The organism is Pseudomonas maumuensis, from assembly GCF_019139675.1.
In the GTDB taxonomy this organism is placed as follows: Bacteria; Pseudomonadota; Gammaproteobacteria; order Pseudomonadales; family Pseudomonadaceae; genus Aquipseudomonas; species Aquipseudomonas maumuensis.
The window spans coordinates 717,764-740,184 of the sequence record NZ_CP077077.1; the positions used below are offsets into that span (position 1 = coordinate 717,764).

14 protein-coding genes, 2 tRNA genes and 3 rRNA genes are annotated in these 22,421 nt (G+C 55.0%); 12 read left to right on the forward strand and 7 right to left on the reverse strand.

Going from position 1 to position 22,421, the window contains the following annotated elements; all coding sequences use genetic code 11:
• Positions 1–24: 24 nt before the first annotated feature.
• The 3 genes from cysC to KSS90_RS03415 are packed head-to-tail and all read right to left on the reverse strand — an operon-like array spanning position 25 to position 2,532.
• Entirely contained in the window at positions 25–600 is a 576-nt protein-coding gene (gene cysC / locus KSS90_RS03405) for an adenylyl-sulfate kinase (RefSeq protein ID WP_217868195.1), read from the reverse strand.
• Between the two features lie 56 nt (positions 601–656).
• Positions 657–1,670, reverse strand: a complete 1,014-nt coding sequence (locus KSS90_RS03410; RefSeq protein ID WP_225933128.1) for a hypothetical protein — start codon at positions 1,668–1,670, stop codon at positions 657–659.
• A complete protein-coding gene (locus tag KSS90_RS03415) occupies positions 1,660–2,532 on the reverse strand; it encodes a LysR family transcriptional regulator (RefSeq protein WP_217868196.1) in 873 nt (290 codons plus the stop codon). The genes KSS90_RS03410 and KSS90_RS03415 overlap by 11 nt, the downstream gene beginning before the upstream one ends.
• Before the next feature lie 151 nt (positions 2,533–2,683).
• On the opposite strand from KSS90_RS03415, the gene KSS90_RS03420 reads away from it, so the two are divergent.
• The 12 genes from KSS90_RS03420 to KSS90_RS03475 all read left to right on the forward strand — a co-directional run bounded on the left by KSS90_RS03420 (position 2,684) and on the right by KSS90_RS03475 (position 17,050).
• Positions 2,684–4,240: an MFS transporter gene (locus KSS90_RS03420; protein WP_217868197.1), complete on the forward strand. Its 1,557-nt coding sequence runs from the start codon at positions 2,684–2,686 to the stop codon at positions 4,238–4,240.
• Between the two features lie 489 nt (positions 4,241–4,729).
• Positions 4,730–6,266, forward strand: a 16S ribosomal RNA gene (locus KSS90_RS03425).
• Between the two features lie 86 nt (positions 6,267–6,352).
• Positions 6,353–6,429, forward strand: a tRNA-Ile gene (locus KSS90_RS03430).
• A gap of 23 nt (positions 6,430–6,452) precedes the next feature.
• Positions 6,453–6,528 (forward strand) — tRNA-Ala (locus KSS90_RS03435).
• Between the two features lie 245 nt (positions 6,529–6,773).
• Positions 6,774–9,666 (forward strand): 23S ribosomal RNA (locus KSS90_RS03440).
• 134 nt (positions 9,667–9,800) lie between these two features.
• A 5S ribosomal RNA gene (rrf, locus tag KSS90_RS03445) occupies positions 9,801–9,916 on the forward strand.
• The 16S, 23S and 5S rRNA genes sit together here with 2 tRNA genes alongside, the layout of an rRNA operon.
• 292 nt (positions 9,917–10,208) lie before the next feature.
• Positions 10,209–10,958: a class I SAM-dependent methyltransferase gene (locus tag KSS90_RS03450; RefSeq protein WP_217868198.1), complete on the forward strand. Its 750-nt coding sequence runs from the start codon at positions 10,209–10,211 to the stop codon at positions 10,956–10,958.
• A 526-nt stretch (positions 10,959–11,484) separates the two neighbouring features.
• Positions 11,485–11,709: a hypothetical protein gene (locus tag KSS90_RS03455; RefSeq protein WP_217868199.1), complete on the forward strand. Its 225-nt coding sequence runs from the start codon at positions 11,485–11,487 to the stop codon at positions 11,707–11,709.
• 569 nt (positions 11,710–12,278) lie between these two features.
• On the forward strand, positions 12,279–14,084 hold the full coding sequence (locus KSS90_RS03460; protein ID WP_217868200.1) for an HsdM family class I SAM-dependent methyltransferase: 1,806 nt from the start codon (positions 12,279–12,281) through the stop codon (positions 14,082–14,084).
• The gene (locus KSS90_RS03465) at positions 14,084–15,136 is read left to right on the forward strand and encodes a BsuBI/PstI family type II restriction endonuclease (RefSeq protein ID WP_217868201.1); all 1,053 of its coding nucleotides are present in this window, start codon (positions 14,084–14,086) and stop codon (positions 15,134–15,136) included. Before KSS90_RS03460 ends, KSS90_RS03465 begins: the two co-directional genes overlap by 1 nt.
• Before the next feature lie 68 nt (positions 15,137–15,204).
• Positions 15,205–16,086 (forward strand): HAD family hydrolase, encoded by an 882-nt coding sequence (locus tag KSS90_RS03470; protein WP_217868202.1) that lies wholly within the window; start codon positions 15,205–15,207, stop codon positions 16,084–16,086.
• A 1-nt stretch (position 16,087) separates the two neighbouring features.
• Positions 16,088–17,050, forward strand: a complete 963-nt coding sequence (locus KSS90_RS03475) for a hypothetical protein (protein ID WP_217868203.1) — start codon at positions 16,088–16,090, stop codon at positions 17,048–17,050.
• A gap of 338 nt (positions 17,051–17,388) precedes the next feature.
• Here the strand turns inward: KSS90_RS03475 and KSS90_RS03480 are convergent, their stop codons facing one another.
• The 4 genes from KSS90_RS03480 to KSS90_RS03495 all read right to left on the reverse strand — a co-directional run bounded on the left by KSS90_RS03480 (position 17,389) and on the right by KSS90_RS03495 (position 22,335).
• Complete coding sequence (locus tag KSS90_RS03480) at positions 17,389–18,369, reverse strand: integrase domain-containing protein (protein WP_217868204.1); 981 nt, start codon at positions 18,367–18,369, stop codon at positions 17,389–17,391.
• Positions 18,347–18,706 (reverse strand): hypothetical protein, encoded by a 360-nt coding sequence (locus KSS90_RS03485; protein WP_217868205.1) that lies wholly within the window; start codon positions 18,704–18,706, stop codon positions 18,347–18,349. The genes KSS90_RS03480 and KSS90_RS03485 overlap by 23 nt, the downstream gene beginning before the upstream one ends.
• The gene (locus KSS90_RS03490) at positions 18,690–20,087 is read right to left on the reverse strand and encodes a YfjI family protein (RefSeq protein WP_217868206.1); all 1,398 of its coding nucleotides are present in this window, start codon (positions 20,085–20,087) and stop codon (positions 18,690–18,692) included. The genes KSS90_RS03485 and KSS90_RS03490 overlap by 17 nt, the downstream gene beginning before the upstream one ends.
• A 991-nt stretch (positions 20,088–21,078) precedes the next feature.
• A complete protein-coding gene (locus tag KSS90_RS03495) occupies positions 21,079–22,335 on the reverse strand; it encodes an integrase domain-containing protein (RefSeq protein ID WP_217868207.1) in 1,257 nt (418 codons plus the stop codon).
• Positions 22,336–22,421: the final 86 nt, after the last annotated feature.

Below are 22,421 nucleotides of genomic sequence, written 5' to 3' on the forward strand. Positions count from 1 at the left end.
AGTAGGCGTAGGGCCAGCCCGCGCCTACTGTGGTTGGTGCAGCACTCGCTGCAGTACGTACTCCAGCAGTTGCGCCGTGGCCATCGGCAACGGCACTTGCGCAGTCTCCACCACCAGCTCCGGGCGCTCCGGCACTTCGTAGGGCGCATCGATCCCGGTGAAGGCCGGCAGCTCTCCGGCTCGGGCACGGCGGTACAGGCCCTTGGGGTCGCGGGCCTCGCAGGTGGCCAGGTCAGCCTTGATGTGTACTTCGTGGAAGCCCGCCTTGCAGGCCTGGCGTGCGGCGGCGCGTCCGGCGCGATAGGGCGAGATCAACGCGGCGATGCAGATCAGCCCGGCATCGGCGAACAGCGCCGCCACCTCGGCTGTGCGGCGGATGTTTTCGTGGCGATCCTCGGGCGAGAAACCCAAGTCGGCATTCAGCCCTGTGCGTAATACATCACCATCGAGCACGTAGCAGCCATGTCCCAGCTCATCGAGCTGTCGGGCCAGGGCCTGGGCCAGTGTCGACTTGCCCGCGCCCGAGAGGCCGGTGAGCCAGATGACCGCGCCAGATCGGGCACGTGCCGGTGGATGTTCATCGCTTCCTGCGTGATGCACCTTGGACGTCTCCGAAAGGGGGAGGGCCCGAGTGTACTGCGCGGCGTGGTGGAATGTCAGTGGCCGGGAAACAGCAGCTGGGCAACGCCTGGATCGGTCAGCAGGCGGGCGGGGTCATGGCCGATACCCTGCAGTACGTATTGACAATGTGCGAGCGCAATCGACCAGCGCTGGGCCAGAAAAGCCTCGTAGCGCAGGTAGTTGAGTTGCCGCTCGACCCGGTCACGGCCCTGGGCCTGGGCCGCACAGCTGCGATCCATGACCCGGCTGTGCCGGTGGTGGTCGAGTTCACCGACCAAGTAGGTCACGTCGCGTGCGGCGTAGCGGTCGAGCACCTGGCGGGCATCCAGATGTTGTGTGGCGAAGTAGCCTGGTGCGCCCGGCAGGCCATAGCGGTAACGGTCGTAGTCGGCGCACTGCGCGGCAGGTAAAGGGGCGAAGCCTTCGCCAAGCGGGCGGTTGGCATCCAGGTACAGGTAGGTGGAGGGGCTGGCGACGATGTAGCGCACATGGATGCCAAGGGTGCGCAGCGCCTGGTCGCCCGTGCCGAGCAGCGTGTAGCGCTGCAACAGTTGGCCGCCGGCGGAATGGCCGATCAAGGTGATGTCTTGAAGGTGTGGAAATCGATGACGATCGGCAAGGTAGGCGAGAAGGTCGTCGAGCACGGCAAATGCTGAGACACCGGTGTGTCCGGCCCCGGACTCGTGGCCCTGCAGCCATTGGCTTTTCACCCATAAGGGCGGAGTGGGCGTTGCCTGGGGATCGTCTTCGGTGAAGAAGCGGGGGGCCAGCAGCAGCGTGTCGTCCCGGGTGAGTCCCGCATTGCCGAGCAGGATCAGGCCGCTGCGGTAATAGTGGTCGGCATCACGGTGTATGCCATGCAACACGATCACCGCGCGTTTGACCGGCGGGAGCATGTCGAGCCGGGCATTGGCATAGGTGAAGAAAGGGTAGGGCTCTGCCTTGCCCAGCTTCATGGTCTGCATGGCGTCGCCGGCCCACGCGGGCAAGGCCAGGCAGGCGAACAACATTAGCGCCCGGCAACAGGTACGTAGGTGATCATTCGGCACCTTGGCGCACTCCTTCTATATAGCGCAGCACTGCAGGCGACTTTTCGAAGCGGCGATGCACCAGGCTCAGCCATGAACTTGCCTGGGCGTCGGCGATGGGCCGGTAGTTGACCTGCGGCAGGCTGATGCGCTGGACCACCGACGCCGGTACCACGGCCACGCCCTGGCCCAGTGACACCAGGGTGAGCACCGCCACCAGGCTGCCCGGTTGCGGCCCCAGGCGCGGGGTGAAACTGCCCTGGCTGGCGATTGCCAGTGTGCCGGAGATCTGCTCGGGCAAGATGAAGGTTTCGTCGGCCAGGCGTGAGGCCGGGATGGTCTTCAGTTCGTTGAGGCGCGAGTTGGCCGGCAGTGCCAGGACGAAACCTTCCTGATGCAGGGCGATGGCATTCAGGGTCTGCGGCAGCTCCATCGGCGAGCGCAAGTAGGCGAGGTCGAGTTGGCCCTCGTCGACAAGAGAGGGGAGCTCGAGCATGGGCACTTCGCGAATGTTCAGTTGTACGCTGGGATAGGCCTGGACAAACCGACTGACCTGTTGCTGCAGGGTGCCGGAGTAAGCCGCCGAGGCAACGTAGCCGAGTTCGATCCGCCCACTGTCGCCGCGACCGGCACGCTGCGCACCCAACTGTGCGGCGTCGAACTGCTGCACCGCCTGTTCGGCCTCGGTGAGCAAGGCCTGGCCGGCGGCGGTGAGGCTTACCTCGCGCTGGCTGCGTTCGAACAGCCGCACGCCCAGCTCACGCTCCATGTCCTGGATCTGCCGGCTCAGAGTCGGTGGAGCGATGCCCAGTTGCTCGGCTGCACGGGTGAAGTGGCCGTGGCGGGCCACGGCAAGGAAGTAGCGGAAGTGACGTATCTCCATGGGGCCTCGTTAGCCAGGCGCTAATGACGCGGGACGTGCTGGCTAACAAGCCAGGCGCCCGGCGGCGTTATGGTTGAGGCAACACTACAAGGCTGGCGTCGTGGCGGTAAAGCGGCGACGACCTGCCTGCTCTCTGTAACGGAGCCTTGCCATGCCTGCAGCCGCCTCACCACGCTTCACCCTGTTCACCGCCTCGGCGGTGTGCGCCGTGATCATCCTCGACACCAACATCGTCGCGGTCAGCCTGCCCAGCATTGCCCGCGATCTGTCCGGATCGTTCAGCGACATCGAATGGGTGGTCAGTGCGTACTTGCTGGCGTTCGCTGCCTGCCTGCTACCCGCTGGCAGCCTGGCCGACCGCTTCGGCAGGCGGCGCATGCTGCTGCTCGGCCTGGCGCTGTTCGGCGCTGCCTCGCTGGCGTGCGGCGCCGCGCCGAGCCTGTTGTTCCTTGAGCTGGCCCGCGCAGCCAAAGGCATCGGTGCCGCGTTGTTGCTGACTGCCGCGCTGGCCGCCATCGGCCACCGCTTCCATGCGCCGCAGGAACGCATGCGGGCCTGGGCCTTCTGGGGCGCCTGCATGGGTGCGACCATCACCTTCGCGCCGCTGCTCGGTGGGCTGATCGCCAGTACCTTGGGCTGGCGCTGGATCTTCTATATCAACCTGCCGCTGGTGATCGTGCTGGCGTTCATGGTCGTACGCAGTATCGAGGAGTCCCGCGACGGTTCGGCAGCGCGGTTCGATCCACTGGGCAGCCTGACTTTCGCCGGTGGCCTGGGTTACCTGATCTGGGCTCTGATCGATGCCAATCGGGTCGGTTGGGATAGCGCCCCCACTTTGGGGCGTCTGCTGATCGCTGTGTTTCTGCTTGGTTTGTTCGTGATGATCGAGCGTAGCCAGGAGCGTCCGATGGTCGACCTCGGCTTGATGCGCAGCGGGCGCTTCATCGGTGCCTTGCTGGGGATGTTCGCCTATGCCGCCTGTGCGCAGGTGATGATGACTTTGCTGCCGTTGTATCTGCAGGGCGGTTTGCAGCTCTCGGCCTTGGCCGCGGGTGCGGGCATGCTGCCGTTCGCCGTGGCCATGCTGCTTACGCCTCGGCTGGGCATGCGCATGGCTGCTCGGCTGTCGCCGGCCCAGGGATTCGCATTGGGGTTGTTCCTGGTCGGGGTGGGCAACCTGGCCTGCGCCTGGGCCACCGGCCAGGGTGGCTATGCCGCGTTCGCCCTGGCCAGTGTGGTGCTGGGTGCCGGAGCCGGGCTGCTCAATGGTGATACGCAGAAGAACATCATGGCCTGCGTGCCGCGTGAGCGTACCGGTATGGCTTCGGGGCTGAGCACCACCACGCGCTTTGGGGCCATCGTCCTTGCCATAGGCATTCTCGGCGGCATCCTCGCGGCGCGCAGTGGGCAACTGCTGCGCGATGCCCTGGCGATCCAGGCACCCGAGGCGTTGGGTGCGGCGGGGGAGATGGCCACGCGGGTGGCTGCGGGGGATCTGCAGGCCGCGTTGGCGTTGCTCGACCCAAGGCTGAGAGAGGTGGCGGCACCACTGGCGCGCCAGGCGCTTATCGGCGGCTTCGAGGCGGTGCTGTGCAGTGCCGGTGTCGCGGCGCTGATCTTTGCGCTGCTGGTGGGGGTACTGCTGAACAAGCCCTTGCCGATCGGGCAGGCTCTTCATCAGCCTGAAGCGGACATTGCAAATATATGAAATTAACGGTTGACGGGGTTTCAGATCCCCTTATAATGCGCCCCACTTCCAGCGACATCGGAACGAAAAACTCCTTGAATATCAATGAGTTGATCGATCAAGATGGTTGCGGGGGTGCTTCGGTCGTCAGATCGGCAGCGGTGAAAAAGGCAGTTGACAGCAGGTTGTAACGCTGTATGATTCGCCTCCCGCTACGAGAGATCGCAGCGAGTCAAGTGTTTGAAGTTGAACGGGTTTCTCGCAAAATACTTCGAAATAAACGCTTGACAGCAAATGAGGAAAGCGTAGAATGCGCGCCTCGGTTGAGACGAAAGATTCTTAACCAACCGCTCTTTAACAAATTGAATCAAGCAATTCGTGTGGGTGCTTGTGAGTACGGACTGATAGTCGCCAAGATTATCAGCATCACAAGTGGCCATGCGAGAAATCACATAGTCATTTGAGATTGCTGAGCCAAGTTTAGGGTTTCTTAAAAACCCAAGCAGTATTGAACTGAAGAGTTTGATCATGGCTCAGATTGAACGCTGGCGGCAGGCCTAACACATGCAAGTCGAGCGGATGACGGGAGCTTGCTCCTTGATTCAGCGGCGGACGGGTGAGTAATGCCTAGGAATCTGCCTGGTAGTGGGGGACAACGTTTCGAAAGGAACGCTAATACCGCATACGTCCTACGGGAGAAAGCAGGGGACCTTCGGGCCTTGCGCTATCAGATGAGCCTAGGTCGGATTAGCTAGTAGGTGAGGTAATGGCTCACCTAGGCGACGATCCGTAACTGGTCTGAGAGGATGATCAGTCACACTGGAACTGAGACACGGTCCAGACTCCTACGGGAGGCAGCAGTGGGGAATATTGGACAATGGGCGAAAGCCTGATCCAGCCATGCCGCGTGTGTGAAGAAGGTCTTCGGATTGTAAAGCACTTTAAGTTGGGAGGAAGGGTTGTACGTTAATACCGTGCAATTTTGACGTTACCGACAGAATAAGCACCGGCTAACTCTGTGCCAGCAGCCGCGGTAATACAGAGGGTGCAAGCGTTAATCGGAATTACTGGGCGTAAAGCGCGCGTAGGTGGTTCGTTAAGTTGGATGTGAAAGCCCCGGGCTCAACCTGGGAACTGCATCCAAAACTGGCGAGCTAGAGTATGGTAGAGGGTGGTGGAATTTCCTGTGTAGCGGTGAAATGCGTAGATATAGGAAGGAACACCAGTGGCGAAGGCGACCACCTGGACTGATACTGACACTGAGGTGCGAAAGCGTGGGGAGCAAACAGGATTAGATACCCTGGTAGTCCACGCCGTAAACGATGTCAACTAGCCGTTGGAATCCTTGAGATTTTAGTGGCGCAGCTAACGCATTAAGTTGACCGCCTGGGGAGTACGGCCGCAAGGTTAAAACTCAAATGAATTGACGGGGGCCCGCACAAGCGGTGGAGCATGTGGTTTAATTCGAAGCAACGCGAAGAACCTTACCAGGCCTTGACATGCAGAGAACTTTCCAGAGATGGATTGGTGCCTTCGGGAACTCTGACACAGGTGCTGCATGGCTGTCGTCAGCTCGTGTCGTGAGATGTTGGGTTAAGTCCCGTAACGAGCGCAACCCTTGTCCTTAGTTACCAGCACGTTATGGTGGGCACTCTAAGGAGACTGCCGGTGACAAACCGGAGGAAGGTGGGGATGACGTCAAGTCATCATGGCCCTTACGGCCTGGGCTACACACGTGCTACAATGGTCGGTACAGAGGGTTGCCAAGCCGCGAGGTGGAGCTAATCTCACAAAACCGATCGTAGTCCGGATCGCAGTCTGCAACTCGACTGCGTGAAGTCGGAATCGCTAGTAATCGCAAATCAGAATGTTGCGGTGAATACGTTCCCGGGCCTTGTACACACCGCCCGTCACACCATGGGAGTGGGTTGCACCAGAAGTAGCTAGTCTAACCTTCGGGAGGACGGTTACCACGGTGTGATTCATGACTGGGGTGAAGTCGTAACAAGGTAGCCGTAGGGGAACCTGCGGCTGGATCACCTCCTTAATCGAAGACATCAGCCTGCTGATGAGCTCCCACACGAATTGCTTGATTCATTGTGTAAAGACGATGCTGTAACGCGACCCTGTTATAGGTCTGTAGCTCAGTTGGTTAGAGCGCACCCCTGATAAGGGTGAGGTCGGCAGTTCAAATCTGCCCAGACCTACCAATTACTTGGTGCGGCTGGTCAATGGGGCCATAGCTCAGCTGGGAGAGCGCCTGCCTTGCACGCAGGAGGTCAGCGGTTCGATCCCGCTTGGCTCCACCACTCTTTCAGGTTTCGCAGCACTGCTCAGAACTTAGAAATGAACATTCGGTGATGAATGTTGATTTCTGACTTTTGTCAGATCGTTCTTTAAAAATTCGGATATGTGATAGAAATAGACTGAACACCAGTTTCACTGCTGGTGGATCAGGCTAAGGTAAAATTTGTGAGTTCTGCGCGAAAGCGCGACGTACGAATTTTCGGCGAATGTCGTCTTCACAGTATAACCAGATTGCTTGGGGTTATATGGTCAAGTGAAGAAGCGCATACGGTGGATGCCTTGGCAGTCAGAGGCGATGAAAGACGTGGTAGCCTGCGATAAGCTTTGGGGAGTCGGCAAACAGACTGTGATCCAGAGATCTCTGAATGGGGGAACCCACTCAGCATAAGCTGAGTATCTTGTACTGAATACATAGGTGCAAGAGGCGAACCAGGGGAACTGAAACATCTAAGTACCCTGAGGAAAAGAAATCAACCGAGATTCCCTTAGTAGTGGCGAGCGAACGGGGACCAGCCCTTAAGCTGGTTTGAGATTAGTGGAACGCTCTGGAAAGTGCGGCCATAGTGGGTGATAGCCCCGTACACGAAAATCTCTTGCCAGTGAAATCGAGTAGGACGGAGCACGAGAAACTTTGTCTGAACATGGGGGGACCATCCTCCAAGGCTAAATACTACTGACTGACCGATAGTGAACCAGTACCGTGAGGGAAAGGCGAAAAGAACCCCGGAGAGGGGAGTGAAATAGAACCTGAAACCGTATGCGTACAAGCAGTGGGAGCCTACTTTGTTAGGTGACTGCGTACCTTTTGTATAATGGGTCAGCGACTTATATTCAGTGGCGAGCTTAACCGAATAGGGGAGGCGTAGCGAAAGCGAGTCTTAATAGGGCGCTTTAGTCGCTGGGTATAGACCCGAAACCGGGCGATCTATCCATGGGCAGGTTGAAGGTTAGGTAACACTGACTGGAGGACCGAACCGACTACCGTTGAAAAGTTAGCGGATGACCTGTGGATCGGAGTGAAAGGCTAATCAAGCTCGGAGATAGCTGGTTCTCCTCGAAAGCTATTTAGGTAGCGCCTCATGTATCACTGTAGGGGGTAGAGCACTGTTTCGGCTAGGGGGTCATCCCGACTTACCAAACCGATGCAAACTCCGAATACCTACAAGTGCCGAGCATGGGAGACACACGGCGGGTGCTAACGTCCGTCGTGAAAAGGGAAACAACCCAGACCGTCAGCTAAGGTCCCAAAGTCATGGTTAAGTGGGAAACGATGTGGGAAGGCTTAGACAGCTAGGAGGTTGGCTTAGAAGCAGCCACCCTTTAAAGAAAGCGTAATAGCTCACTAGTCGAGTCGGCCTGCGCGGAAGATGTAACGGGGCTCAAACCATGCACCGAAGCTACGGGTATCACCTTTGGTGATGCGGTAGAGGAGCGTTCTGTAAGCCTGTGAAGGTGAGTTGAGAAGCTTGCTGGAGGTATCAGAAGTGCGAATGCTGACATGAGTAACGACAATGCGAGTGAAAAACTCGCACGCCGAAAGACCAAGGTTTCCTGCGCAACGTTAATCGACGCAGGGTTAGTCGGTCCCTAAGGCGAGGCTGAAAAGCGTAGTCGATGGAAAACAGGTTAATATTCCTGTACTTCCAGTTATTGCGATGGAGGGACGGAGAAGGCTAGGCCAGCTTGGCGTTGGTTGTCCAAGTTTAAGGTGGTAGGCTGAGATCTTAGGCAAATCCGGGATCTTAAGGCCGAGAGCTGATGACGAGTGCTCTTTAGAGCGCGAAGTGGTTGATGCCATGCTTCCAAGAAAAGCTCCTAAGCTTCAGATAACTGGGAACCGTACCCCAAACCGACACAGGTGGTTAGGTAGAGAATACCAAGGCGCTTGAGAGAACTCGGGTGAAGGAACTAGGCAAAATGGCACCGTAACTTCGGGAGAAGGTGCGCCGGTGAGGGTGAAGCACTTGCTGCGTAAGCCCACGCCGGTCGAAGATACCAGGCCGCTGCGACTGTTTATTAAAAACACAGCACTCTGCAAACACGAAAGTGGACGTATAGGGTGTGACGCCTGCCCGGTGCCGGAAGGTTAATTGATGGGGTTAGCGCAAGCGAAGCTCTTGATCGAAGCCCCGGTAAACGGCGGCCGTAACTATAACGGTCCTAAGGTAGCGAAATTCCTTGTCGGGTAAGTTCCGACCTGCACGAATGGCGTAACGATGGCGGCGCTGTCTCCACCCGAGACTCAGTGAAATTGAAATCGCTGTGAAGATGCAGTGTATCCGCGGCTAGACGGAAAGACCCCGTGAACCTTTACTATAGCTTTGCACTGGACTTTGAGCTTGCTTGTGTAGGATAGGTGGGAGGCTTTGAAGTGGGGACGCCAGTTCTCATGGAGCCATCCTTGAAATACCACCCTGGCAACCTTGAGGTTCTAACTCAGGTCCGTTATCCGGATCGAGGACAGTGTATGGTGGGTAGTTTGACTGGGGCGGTCTCCTCCCAAAGAGTAACGGAGGAGTACGAAGGTGCGCTCAGACCGGTCGGAAATCGGTCGTAGAGTATAAAGGCAAAAGCGCGCTTGACTGCGAGACACACACGTCGAGCAGGTACGAAAGTAGGTCTTAGTGATCCGGTGGTTCTGTATGGAAGGGCCATCGCTCAACGGATAAAAGGTACTCCGGGGATAACAGGCTGATACCGCCCAAGAGTTCATATCGACGGCGGTGTTTGGCACCTCGATGTCGGCTCATCACATCCTGGGGCTGAAGCCGGTCCCAAGGGTATGGCTGTTCGCCATTTAAAGTGGTACGCGAGCTGGGTTTAGAACGTCGTGAGACAGTTCGGTCCCTATCTGCCGTGGACGTTTGAGATTTGAGAGGGGCTGCTCCTAGTACGAGAGGACCGGAGTGGACGAACCTCTGGTGTTCCGGTTGTCACGCCAGTGGCATTGCCGGGTAGCTATGTTCGGAAGAGATAACCGCTGAAAGCATCTAAGCGGGAAACTTGCCTCAAGATGAGATCTCACTGGAGCCTTGAGCTCCCTGAAGGGCCGTCGAAGACTACGACGTTGATAGGTTGGGTGTGTAAGCGCTGTGAGGCGTTGAGCTAACCAATACTAATTGCCCGTGAGGCTTGACCATATAACACCCAAGCAATTTGCGCGTAAGCCGAATTGTGGTGGTGAAGACGAAGCAACCGAAGATTCGTAAGACCACAAATATCGCATATCCGAATTGGCTGGCATGTCTGCAAGGACGTACTGGCAACCGAATTTCTTGACGACCATAGAGCATTGGAACCACCTGATCCCATCCCGAACTCAGCAGTGAAACGATGCATCGCCGATGGTAGTGTGGGGTTTCCCCATGTGAGAGTAGGTCATCGTCAAGATTCATTTCGCAAAACCCCTATCTGCGCGAGCAGGTAGGGGTTTTGTCTTTGTGCCTGGAAAATCGGCCAGGTCATATCAACAGCAATCCGGTACCCCCAGGTACTGCGCAGCCGGCGATACGCCAGGCCATATCGACAGCAAGCCAGTTCTCACAGCTACTGCGCGGTCGGTGTGGGAGCCGGCTTGCCGGCGATGCGCCGCGTAAGCGGCGCCCTGAGGCCTACAGCCGCGCAAGCCCGCACCCACACGATTTATACTGCCCCCCATGCAAACGTTACCCTGGACTCTCAAATGAACTCCTTTGACGACCTGCTAGCCGAAGCCAACGCAGCAGATGTAACCGGCTGGGGCTTCGACTGGCTGGCAGGGCGCGCCTCTGAGCAGCGTCCACCTTGGGGCTACGCCCAGCTCCTTGCACAGCGTCTGGACGGCGTACGCGCCGCGCTGGATCTCGATACCGGCGGCGGGGAGGTGCTAGGTGAGGCTCCACGCTTCCCGCCCCTCATGTGCGCAACTGAAACCTGGCCACCCAACGCCCGGAAGGCGCAAGAGCGCCTGGGGCCACGCGGCGTTGAAGTCATTGAGGTAGCCCCCGGCACAGCGCTCCCATTCGCCGACGCCTCGTTCGAGCTGGTCACCTCACGCCACCCGGTGAATCCCGACTGGCACGAGATCCATCGCGTCCTCCGACCTGGTGGTCATTACTTCGCCCAGCACGTAGGCCCAGCCTCGGCTTTCGAGCTGATCGAGCATTTCCTGGGACCATTGCCACGTGAACGGAAAATGCGCGAGCCGCGGGATGAGATGGCAGCAGCGCAGGCAGCCGGGCTGACGGTGACTGACCTGCGGACAGCCCGCTGTCGCATGTTGTTCCATGATGTAGGCGCAGTCGTATGGATTCTTCGCAAATGCGTATGGTGGGTGCCGGGCTTCTCTGTGGACAAGTACCGCGCTGAGTTGCTGGCCCTGGATAGCCAGATGCGGCAGGGCAAGCCTTTTGTCGCGCATTCGACGCGTCATCTCATCGAAGCGAGGCGTTGAGCTGGTAAAACGGCGCAGGCACAAGAACGACGCCTTAGGTCGAGTTCTGAAGTGAAGTGTTATGGCGGTTTTTGCTTTCTCGTTTTTAGGAAATTTCCTTCCGCGTTAGCTGTTGCGAATCAATCCTGCCTAAGGCTACAGTCCCCAAGTCGCAGCAAAATCCGCGACCAGGTGTAGGAACCTGCTGGTAAACTTGGCGCACGCACTAGGCGCCCCATTGCAACGGCTGGCGCCTTTTTTGCGCCCGCTGCGATGTCATGGCGGCTGTGTGTGGGCAGGCTTCGGCCTGGCCGGGTTCCAAGTTTCCCGGTATTCCTACCCCATGCACAGCTGCCACCCAATCCCGTAGGAAGGATCGTGGTAGCTCCAAATCGCAAACTTGGAGTCTCATGCATGCTTATTCGCATTCTGAGCAGGATCCTCGCATTCGCTCTCCGCCGCCCAACCGCTGCGGCCACCCTATCCCCAACGTTTTACCCGATCGACAGCCAATCCCTCGCCGAACGCGCCAAGCAGGAGGTGTCCCATGACTGACCGTGAACGCCTGTCCTCAATCCAGAGCTACGTCTGGACTCTCGAGCTGCTAGGCGAGGTGCTGGTCCAGCATGACGAGGTGCTGGAATGCGAGCACAACCCGCAACTGAGCTTCCGCAACACAGCGGGCATTCATCAGGCGATCCGAATCATCAGTCGGCTGGCCAGCGAGCAGTTCGCCAAGCTGGAGGCGATGAAGGAGGACGGGGAAAGGTGACGGCGTGCTGCCGTTGAGGCACTGAATCCCAGGCACAAAAAAAGACGCCCTAGGGCGTCTTCTTCTTCGGATTTGGTGGGCCGGGGGAGGTTGAACTAGCTGCATAAGCAGCTGAATTCAATTGTTAAGTCTCGTTGGTTTTGTTTTTGGGATACCTCCTGGAGTACCAGGAAGGCTTTAAGATATTTGTTACGCTAATTTCCCCTTAACTCTGGCTAGGGAAAATTACATATGAGGAGGTGCGCGATATAGAGCAGAGTTACTATTTTGCGGTCAGCTAGCTGATTTAGATACGAATTATCTTACGAGTCTCACCTCCCTGCTACGATTCCAGGCCAATTTCTCTACACCCTATTCTCCCCAGTGTCCTCGCGTTGACGATCCTAAAGGAGCAGACAGAGCCTATGGGTTGCTGTATATTTGTACAGTGTATCGGGTTTGTCGCACCGGGGGCATAGGCGGTGTCGGCTTTTGTCAGGTTGATCAGCGCTTTTGGTCCTGCTGGGAAGCTAAAGCCCCCCGTTGTGATTGCTATCGGGTAGACTTCAGCCCCACAGATAGGAGGCAACATGGCAAAAGGCGCGCAGGTCTCGGCAGCATTGCTCGAGGCGCACCAAGCGGTAGAAACGGCTAATCAGGCACTAGGCACCGCGAAAATGATGGCCCGGGAGTTCGTCGCCAGCTTTCCCGAGTCGCGCCAGCTAATCGTTGCACGTTCATTTGGTCACGTGTTGGTGCAGTCTTGGTGGAGAAATCTGGCAGGTTTTTCAGGGCCCATGGCTGAATTGCGGGAACACATCGAAGCATTTGAAATGGTTGAGCTTCCCCCGCACGCCATTGATCTTGCTATATCTATTGGTGAAATCGCCTCACGATTCGATACTGAAACCGCAGCCTATGAAATTGGGCTGATTTACACGGCTATGCTCCCCTCTGAACATAGAGGGAATTACGGGGTTTTTTATACTCCTCCCGCACTCACCGAGCGTCTTATCGAGCTTGTAACAATAGCCGGCGTAAACTGGAAAACATCTCGCGTACTTGATCCTGCATGTGGTGGCGGAGCTTTCTTGGCACCTATCGCATCTAGAGTTATTGCTGACTTGGGAAAAAGCAAGCCCGAGAAAATCATAAATAATATAGCTAGCCGCTTGCAAGGTTATGAAATAGATCCTTTCGCTGGATGGCTGAGTCAAGTCGCATTGGATGCTGTAGTTTTACCTATCGCAAAATTGGCGGGAAAGCGCCTTCCGGTGCTGGTGACTGTTTGTGACTCTCTTCGTAAATCGGTAGATCTTGAGTCATTTGACCTTGTGATTGGTAATCCGCCATACGGTAAAGTTAAATTAGACTCTGGTGTTCGAGAGCTCTATAAGCGCTCTTTGTATGGTCATGCTAATTTGTATGGATTGTTCACGGACTTAGCACTTAGGAATGTTAAACCTGGCGGAATTATCGCCTATGTGACGCCGACATCTTTTTTAGCTGGCGTGTATTTTAAGAACTTGCGTAAAGTGATGGGGGCCAATGCTCCACTTGTCATGATTGACTTTGTCGAGACGCGCAAAAATGTATTTGATGACGTACTTCAAGAGACAGCGCTCGCTATATATAAGGCAGGTGAGAATTCTTCTTCAGTACTAGTCTCTGAAATTTCTTTAGACTCAGATGGTCTTGTTGTTTCTAACGTTGCGACCGTGGCGCTTCCGGAAGAGTGTTCGATGCCTTGGATCATGCCTCGCAATCAGTCTCAGGGGGCTATAGTTGGTAAAATGGCAAAAATGCCATCTCGATTAGCTGACTGGGGATACACTGTTAGCACCGGTCCATTAGTTTGGAATAGGCATAAGTCTCAACTCGCATTTTCGCCGGGGAAGAATAGGTATCCGCTGATATGGGCGGAAGCAATAACTCCCGATGGACGGTTTGTTTTCAGGGCCGAGAAAAAAAATCATGCGCCATTTTTTTCGTATGAAGCAGGAAATGAAAGTTTACTCATTTCTCGCTCGTGCGTTTTACTGCAAAGGACAACGGCCAAAGAACAAGCTAGGAGGCTAATAGCAGCACTCCTTCCGACTGAGTTTGTTGAAAAATACGGTGGGGTTGTCATTGAGAATCATATTAATATGATCCGCCCACTGATTGATAACCCACCCGTCAGTGCCGAAGTGGTTTCTGCATTTCTCAATAGTAAAGCTGCAGATGCGGCTTTTCGGTGTGTAAGTGGCTCAGTGGCGGTTTCGGCGTACGAACTAGAATCGTTGCCCTTGCCATCTCCGAAAGCTTTAGCTCCATTAAAAAAATTGGTTGCCGAATTAGCCTCTAAGGAAGCTATTGATGCGGCTTGTGATAAATTTTATTTAAGGAAAGCATGATGCTTCCGAAGTACTCAACCTGGGAGTTAGTGGCAGAACGGTTACCAGCAATATTTCCAGTGGGGACGGCTCAGAGGAATTACTGTATCCGTGAGCTGTCGGCTAAAACAATTTTTACCATGTTGTATATTGGGGCTATTGAAGGTACTGACGTTTTTCTCGGTCCGATCCACGTATATCGAATGACTGAAGAGCAATCCAAGTTGCCTTCTGATGAGGATCGTATTGCATATCGTTCCAATATGCTAAAAAAGAACTATCGTGTGGAGGGTAACCGCTGGTATGCGGATAATACTCGCGAGCCCATACGAGATGAGACCCTCCGGGAAGGGCTCATCGTAGTCGGTGCTGTTAGCGAGAGGACAGATGTGCCTACCACATCTAGCAAGCCCCGCTATGCATTGAATTCAGATTTGGCTGATCTCTTCGATCCGGCATTGACGGATGCAGCCCTTGAACAAGCGATTTTCGCCTGGCAGTCAAAGAATTTGACACCAAGCGCCTTAGCACGAGTGTCTTTGTTGCGTATGGGGGCAACTGGAAAATCCGGAGTTGCAGTTCAGTTTCCAAATGGTGATACTCGCACACTATCGACAGGTCCGAGCTCGATTATTTCCAAAGCAGTGGTAGAGGTATTTGCTTCAAAATTCTTGAAGCAGCCTGGTGTACTTTGGCTAAGCGAGTCTAGCAACAAGGTCGCCCACCAAGATGTAAAATTGGCTTCAGCGATTGGCCTAGATATTGTTGCGGCTAAAGATCTACCTGATCTAATTCTCGTCGATCTTGGTCCGGCAGATCCTCTCATAGTCTTCGTAGAGGTAGTTGCGACCGATGGCGCGATCACTCCTAGGCGTCAGAATGCGCTATTTGAGCTAACTGACAAAGGTGGGTTCGATCGTTCACAGGTGGTTTTTGTTACCGCTTACGCCGATAGAGAGGCGGCGGGGTTCAAGAAAACAATCACAGGCGTAGCTTGGGGAAGCTACGCTTGGTTTATGAGTGAACCAGAAAATATTGTATATTTTCAGAGCGGCTCTAGTTTGATATCGTAATAAGTGACAGGTCCTGGACGGCAAATTGGTTTGGGGCCTGTCGCTTGGTGTAATGGTTGGAGTTTGATATGCGAATTACCAAAAAAGTACTCATCACTGATTTAGATAATACGCTTTTTGATTGGGTCGAGCTTTGGGTTCGCTGTTTTTCGGCAATGCTCGATGAGATAGTAACCATTAGCGGTGTTTCTCGAGAACAATTGCTTCCGGAGATTCGTACTGTACACCAGCGACATGGGACGTCTGAGTATTCATTTCTAATCGAAGAGCTGCCGTCGCTTCAGCGCTTTCTTGCAGGCCGAAATGCACTGGAAGTTTTTTCTCAGGCTATTGATGCTTTCCGAGCAAAAAGAAAAGAGTACCTTGTGCTATATCCTGGGGTAAGTGAGGTGCTGAATGAACTAAAAAACAACGGAGTTTTAATAATCGGATATACCGAGTCTATGGCATTCTACTCAAATTATAGAGTAAGGCACCTCGGTTTAGATGGGGTTTTTGATTATATTTTTTGCCCGGAAGATCACATAGTTCCCGAAAATATTGAAGAAATTAGGCGTTATCCAGCAGAGAATTACGAGTTAAAATTGACTCGGCAGCATTACACTCCAAAGGGCTCAAAAAAGCCGGATGTCGATGTGTTGCAGTGGATAGTTTCGGATCTTAAATTGACGGCAGACGAATGTGTTTATGTTGGAGATAGCTTGATGAAGGACATCGCTATGGCCAATGACTGCGGGATTGATAGCGTTTGGGCCAAGTATGGAGTTGCTCATAGACGTGAAGAGTATAGATTGCTTCAAGATGTGACCCATTGGACGTCAGCTGAAGTTGAGAGAGAGCAGCGAATTAGTGCGCGAGATGATGTCTTTCCACGCTATACTCTAGAAGAAGGTTTTTTGGGGTTGCTGGAAATTTTCGACTTTAAAAAATTTGAGGGTGTTAGGAGCTAATATGTCACGAGACAGGGAATCGGAGATCATTGAGGTCTGGAAAGCGGTTATCAATGTCCAGGTTCATTTCAATGATATCGCAATGCGTATTCGAGGAATGTTCGTCACTATTATTCTAGCGCTATTCGCTTCGCTTGGCTTTTTGCTGGATAAGAAGATAGGTCTTCATGCAGGTAATGTAGTCATTCAATTTGCTGTTATTGTGCCGATATTTGGGGTGCTCGGAACTTATCTTTTCTACTTCATGGATAGGTATTGGTATCACCGTCTGTTGATTGGTGCAGTAAAGCAAGGTATTGCAATTGAGCAGCTCGGCTTAGCCACACTTCCAGAACTGAATCTCACTAAAGCTATTGGTGATGAAAGCCCGTACCAGCCTAGAGGTATGGCTAAAAGCTTTGCCAAATTAGTAGTTAGCCATGAGAAACTTAAAACGACGGGGATGTTGCATTCTGATGGCAAGCTCGAGTTTTTTTACAAATCGGTAATGATTGCATTGGCTTGCACCTCTCTACTAATAGCTATTATGGGAGGTGTTGAGTTTAAGGATAATAAAGCTGGGCAGCTAACTAAAAGCTCGTCTGATCAGACCGTGACTAAAGTGCCGTCGTCCAGCGAATCTCAAGATGCTGTGGGGGGATTGGCGTTGCCCCTGAGACCTGCTGAAGTTAAGGCGCAAGATAACGTATCCAATAGCGCTACTGAGGCCAAGGGGCATGCAGGTTCTTCCAAGAAACTGTCTCAAGCTGAAACTGGTGCGTCCGGAAAGATTACCGAAGTCAAAAGCGAAGCGAGCACACACAAAGCGAATCACGCTGAAACCTCTAATCAAAATGAGACGGTGACAGTTGACAGCCATCTTGATAAACAGGTCCCAAAAATTTTGACACCGAAGGTGGGCCATAAAAGTGAGAGCGTTCGGGGCGCTCCCGCATCCGTGACTATTGAGAATGTGGAGAAGTAGGTTGTAGTTGTGAGTCCCAAAGGTTTATTTTTTTTGAGCTTTGATTTTATGGTTGTAGGTGTGTCGAGAGATTGGCAGGGCAAAGTTTTTATTAAGTTTCTTAAGGACTAATTGGGCAGTAAGCTTGTAGTAATATCTGGTGGAAGGTAAGTGATTTTTTAAGTGGTGGTTAAAGAACCAGTGTAGGTGTTTTAGCTTCCAGCACCAAGGGCTGGTGATTTTCCATCTATTGCAAATGGCTTTCTGCATATAGGTTGCCTGTCTTAGGTGACGCTGTATTGTGGTGTGCGAGCCGCTCAGGGCACCGCAGAGGAATAAATTCATTTGAAATGACCTTTTCATTTCTTGGCTCCGATGTATGCAGTAGTGATATCGATTCGTTTGTGGCCTAGTTCCACTGCGATTTTTAAGCGTGCTTCTTTGTCTAACTCACGATTTATTTTATGGCACCTTCCGCCATTAACTGGAGCTAAATGTCCGGTAATTTGCTGATAGCGATCGCAGGCGTAAGATGCCCTCAGTTCATGAAAACCTTTAACGCCATGTTCTTGCAGCGTTTTACGTGCGGGTAGGACGATTTTTTGTAGGAAGTGACCATAACACTCGTTTGGTTCAAGTAGATTCTTACTGTTCCTAGGTGCTACGGCCTTTGCATATTGGAGCGCCTTTTTTACCTCATCTCCGGACGCAATCCACCGAGGAGCTCTCGCCCCAGATCGCCCGCCTTTAGTGCCTTCCTGAACATTGATCTGACCATACTTTTCGGCTTCTCGAATTAGGCGTGGCAAATTCGCTAAAATTGCTTCCCGCAGCCGCATTCCAGTTGCTCGCGCCAGTAATACGATGGCAGCTACACGTTCTTGATGCTGGTCCATCAGGGTAACCAGTAATCGCTGTAATACTTGGTACTCCTGACCGTCAGGTGCGTTGATACGTATTGTTGACCGCCGTAGTCTTAATGCCTGACTGGGACTTACGATTTGCACATCCTGATCGCCGCGAAGCGCTGCGAGGGTTCGGTTTACGCTGCTCAGGCGGTTTTGCGCGGTAGCAATGCACAGTTCGCCTTGGTGGATCTGCTGACGCAGGTATGCGACGTAGTCATCCAGCGTCTCTCGATCAATCTGGCGCGCATCGTTGTAACCGGGGCCATTCACTGACCGGCACCAGCGCACAAAGGCTTGCCAGCGATCGCTGTGCGCTTTGACCGTGGCGAAGTGGCCGCCGGCAAACAGATCCTCCAATGCCTGCCGACCGGCGTAGCTCAGTTGGCGACCGTACCCAAAGTTGCGACCGTTACGCCGACCGACCAGCGCCATTGTCTTCACCTTGATCGCAGGTTTGTAGGTGCAGCAGCAGAGCTTTCCAGTGGGAGCCAATGCTGTCCAGCTGTCCCCAATGTGCTGGGCGGATGAGAAGGGCATTTTCGCTGTGTTGGAACAGAGCGCCTTCTTCTTGCAACTGCTCGATGAACCGAGCGAGGTCGATTGACCCAGGCGTTGGAGTGGCGACAGCGGCGACACTGGCGACGACCCCCGCCGCATCTGGATTGGCATGTGGCGACAAAGTGGTGACGTTGGCGGCGACAAGCCGTAACTCGGTCGACGAGCGATTTTGCGCCTGGTAGCGGCGCACGGCGTCATTGAGGCGGAACATGGCGCACCTCGAATATGTCCCCGTCATTGTCCAGCCAGTTATGGGCAACCAGCTGCAGCAATAACTCGAAAGTGTGCCGGGTGCTTTTACGGGCAAAGCGAGGGCCGTTCCGCGTGAGATCGCGGAGGCGAAACGGTGGCCAGTTCTTCTTTATCAACCAGCGCAGCAGGCAATCAGCCTCAGCGCGAAGCTTATTCAGTGGTTCCTGTTCAGTCAGGCGTTGGTTCTCGGCCAGGTAGTAATCCATCAGCGTGGAGGCGCGCTGAATGTGCATGTCTTCCAATACAGTCGATTCCTCAACCACCGCCATCACACCAGCTATGCGTAGTACGTTCGCGGCGGCTTTGCCCGCGGCAGCTTGCACGTTGACCAGCTCGCCGAATTCCCCGGACTCGCATTCAATGGTGTCGTGAATGGCAATCCAGGCCTCACGGGCGCGGGGGCTTAACTCCAGCGCCGCAGGGTTGAGGCCACCATCTTTATGGCGTGCCCAAGGCTTCTGCATCAGCGCGGCAATGCGCAGCTGGTACAGGTGCACCTTTGGATCTCGGGTCAGGTCGATGGCTTTGTACAGCCGTTGTCCAACCAGACGCTCGGGCCAACTGATCAGGCAACGTCCCAGGATGCCTTGGTCTTTGATATCAGCGTCCTGCAGCAAGCGGTCGGCCAGGCGGGGTTGCAGCATCAAGTGCATGCTGAGACGGCGGTCATAGGCACGCAGACTTTCCCCAGCCATCGCGCGCGACCGATCAATCGGGCTACCGTCCCATAACGTCGACAAGTGAGTGATGGCCGTTATCATGTTGTCCTTATTCATGGTACTGCCGCCCAAAAACTGGCCGCCTTCATCGCTGAACAGCCCCATGCTCGGCAAACCATGGCAGAGGCTTTTGACCAGGCCTTCAATGGTCGGCTCAGCACTGAGGAGTCTCGGCTGGGCGGGTTCAGGTTGGGCGTCCAGCGCTAGCTGTGCTGACTTTTTCGAGGTTGGCGATTTCGCGGTGAGGCTCAGGGCAGCTCGGTGCGCCTTGAGTTGTTCGCCGTAGGCGATCCACTGCTGTCTCTCCCAGTCGCGTACGGCTTGCAGCGCAATTTGGTCCACCGCGCTCTTGCGATCACCCGAGCAAGCCACTGTCAGCAAGTACAGCGACAACGGATAGATTCGGCCGTCGAGGTGGACATTGGCGTGCGCCTGGCTCGCCACAGCTGCCGTGGCCAGAACGGATTGCGCGGCCATGGCGCAGGGCACGCCGATCACATCGGAGATGCGTTCCACGGCAGGCCCCAATAGATCGCCCAGCGCCGCGACCGGGTAGGGTAGGGGCGTAATCTGCTGTTCCAACAAGGGGCGTGGTGGCCCTTGTACTTCGCGCAGTAGCATAGCCGTCCTCCATTAATTACCGATCTCTCCCCCACGTCATCCCGCCAAGAATGCTGAGTGTTATCAGGGATCAAGGCCCCTGCGACCTGTGAGGATGTCCACTGACGCGGGACTGGCGGCTCTTTACGACCAGGAGCAAGGGCATCTCATGATCTGGCCTCCTGAGCACCGTTACCGGTGGGCGGGTGGAGGCTGCACTGGCTGACGAGACCAGCGCCGCGAGATCCTGAGCCACAAGCAAGCAGCAATGCGATGACCGGGGCATGCCTGACTGTCAGTCAGGTGCAGTCCATTCCTTGGGCTGCGGCACCATCATCTACAGCGCTGTTGCTGGTGACATCGGCGTTTGTCACGCCGATTGTCACGAGGGGGATTGCCGCAAAGCCATGTGCGATCAGGGCTGCCGCAGTGTCAGGAGCGCCCGTCTCTTTTCTAGAAAAAGAGACGGGCGCAAGTTGGCGCAAGAATCTGCCAAGCGATTAGGTTGCTGCAGGACAGCGCAGTACGGTGTAGCTGGCGCACGAGGGCCATGAGGTTAAAGAGCACCCATCACCAGGAAGGTGACCGGGCGAGCTGCCGGATGCTAATCGCCCTTGGGAGAACCACCGCATAAAGCGGCGTGACCTTGAAGGTTCGGGTCACCTGGGTGCTGCCAGCGGCAGCGCTTCGAGGCTTCTTTCTAGCGCCGGTGGGATGGCTGGGTCAATCAAGTTAGGCACTGCTCATTGCGCCAAAATTCGATAGCGGAAAGTGGTAGCCGTGAGTGGTGGTGAGTGGACGATGGACCGTTTATCGCTTTCTTGATGCGAGCCCCTGTGCATGGGAATGCGGAGCCTTCCCATGCACAGGGACTTTGCCTGAAAAGCGGAGAGCGAATGGAGAATTGGCGACGGTCGCTATACCAGTCGCCATTCTGTACCCCACGTGTTTCAACGTGTAGCGCCGTTGTCGCCGCTGTCGCCAAAACAGTCAGCTTGCGTTTTTAGCCGGGTCAGCGGATCGGCACAACGTTCTTGTCTCTGACTTGGCCATATGCTGAGGCGAGCAGGCTGCCGGTCGCGGCTTTCTGGATGTACTCACTCCACCAAGCCATCATCGGACGCCGGCGCTCGATGTAGACGGCTCGGTTGTAGGCGCTGCGCACCTCATCCTTGTCTACGTGAGCTAGTGCGACTTCGATGAGCTCCGGGTCCCACCCATGCTCATTCAAGATGGTGCTCGCCATCGAACGCAGGCCGTGGCTGACCAGGCGATCCTGGAACCCCATGCGTTTCAACGCCATGTTGGCAGTCTGGCTATTGGCGTGGGTGCGCGGATTTCTGTCTGACGGGAAGACGTATTCGCGATGGCCGCTGTGAGTCTTTAGTGATTGCAGCAGTGCGACAGCTTGATCACTCAACGGGATGCTGTGTGGACGGCGCTTTTTCATTCGCTCCGGAGGGATGGTCCAGACACGCCTTTCAAAATCAATGTCTGCCCAGCGAGTAGTCGCCGCCTCGACGGGGCGAGTCATCGTGTGCAACTGCCATTCGATCAGGCATCGGGTGGTGCGCTTGATACTGGCGTTCGCGATCTCCAGCATGAGCTCGGGGAGCTCTTCTGGTGGAAGCGCAGCCATGTTTTCTTTCTTCGGTTTCTTGAACACCGCACGAATTCCATTGAGCGGATTCGCGTGTATCAGGCCGGCGTTCACCCCATAGGTCATGATCTCGTTGAGTCGTTGGCTCAATCGCTTCACAGTCTCGAGGCTGCCTTTAGCCTCGATTGGGCGGAGGATTTTGATGACCATTGGGGCGGTAATTTCCGAAAGCGGTGTTGTCTTCATGCTCGGGAAAACGTGAAGGCTCAGCGATCGCCAAATGTCCTCGGCGTAGGCGGGGGTTACCGAGTCTTTCTTCAGCTCGAACCAAGCAGTGGCCACCTTCTCGAAGGTGTGCTCAGTCTCAGCAAGCTTGGCTTGCCTTACCTCATCACGTTGGACCTTGGGATCAATACCCAGGGCAAGTAGCTCGCGCGCCTCGACAGCTTTTTTTCGAGCGTTGGCTAGTGAGAGGTCGGGGTAAGGACCGAGTGCCATGTTGATGCGGCTTCTGGTCAACGGTTCGCGGTAATTGAAGTTCCACATCATCGAGCCGCTGGCTCTGACGCGAAGCTGTAGGCCGTCACCATCGCTGAGGACGAAGTCTTTACCAGTTGCCTTGACCGCCTTGAGCTGGCGATCGGAGAGACGGGTTGCTTGAGTAGGCATGAGAGCTACCTCCGGCACCGTTTTGGTATCCTAAAAATAGCACCGGGTAGCCTGGGATACCACCTGGGATACCAAACCGATTGGAA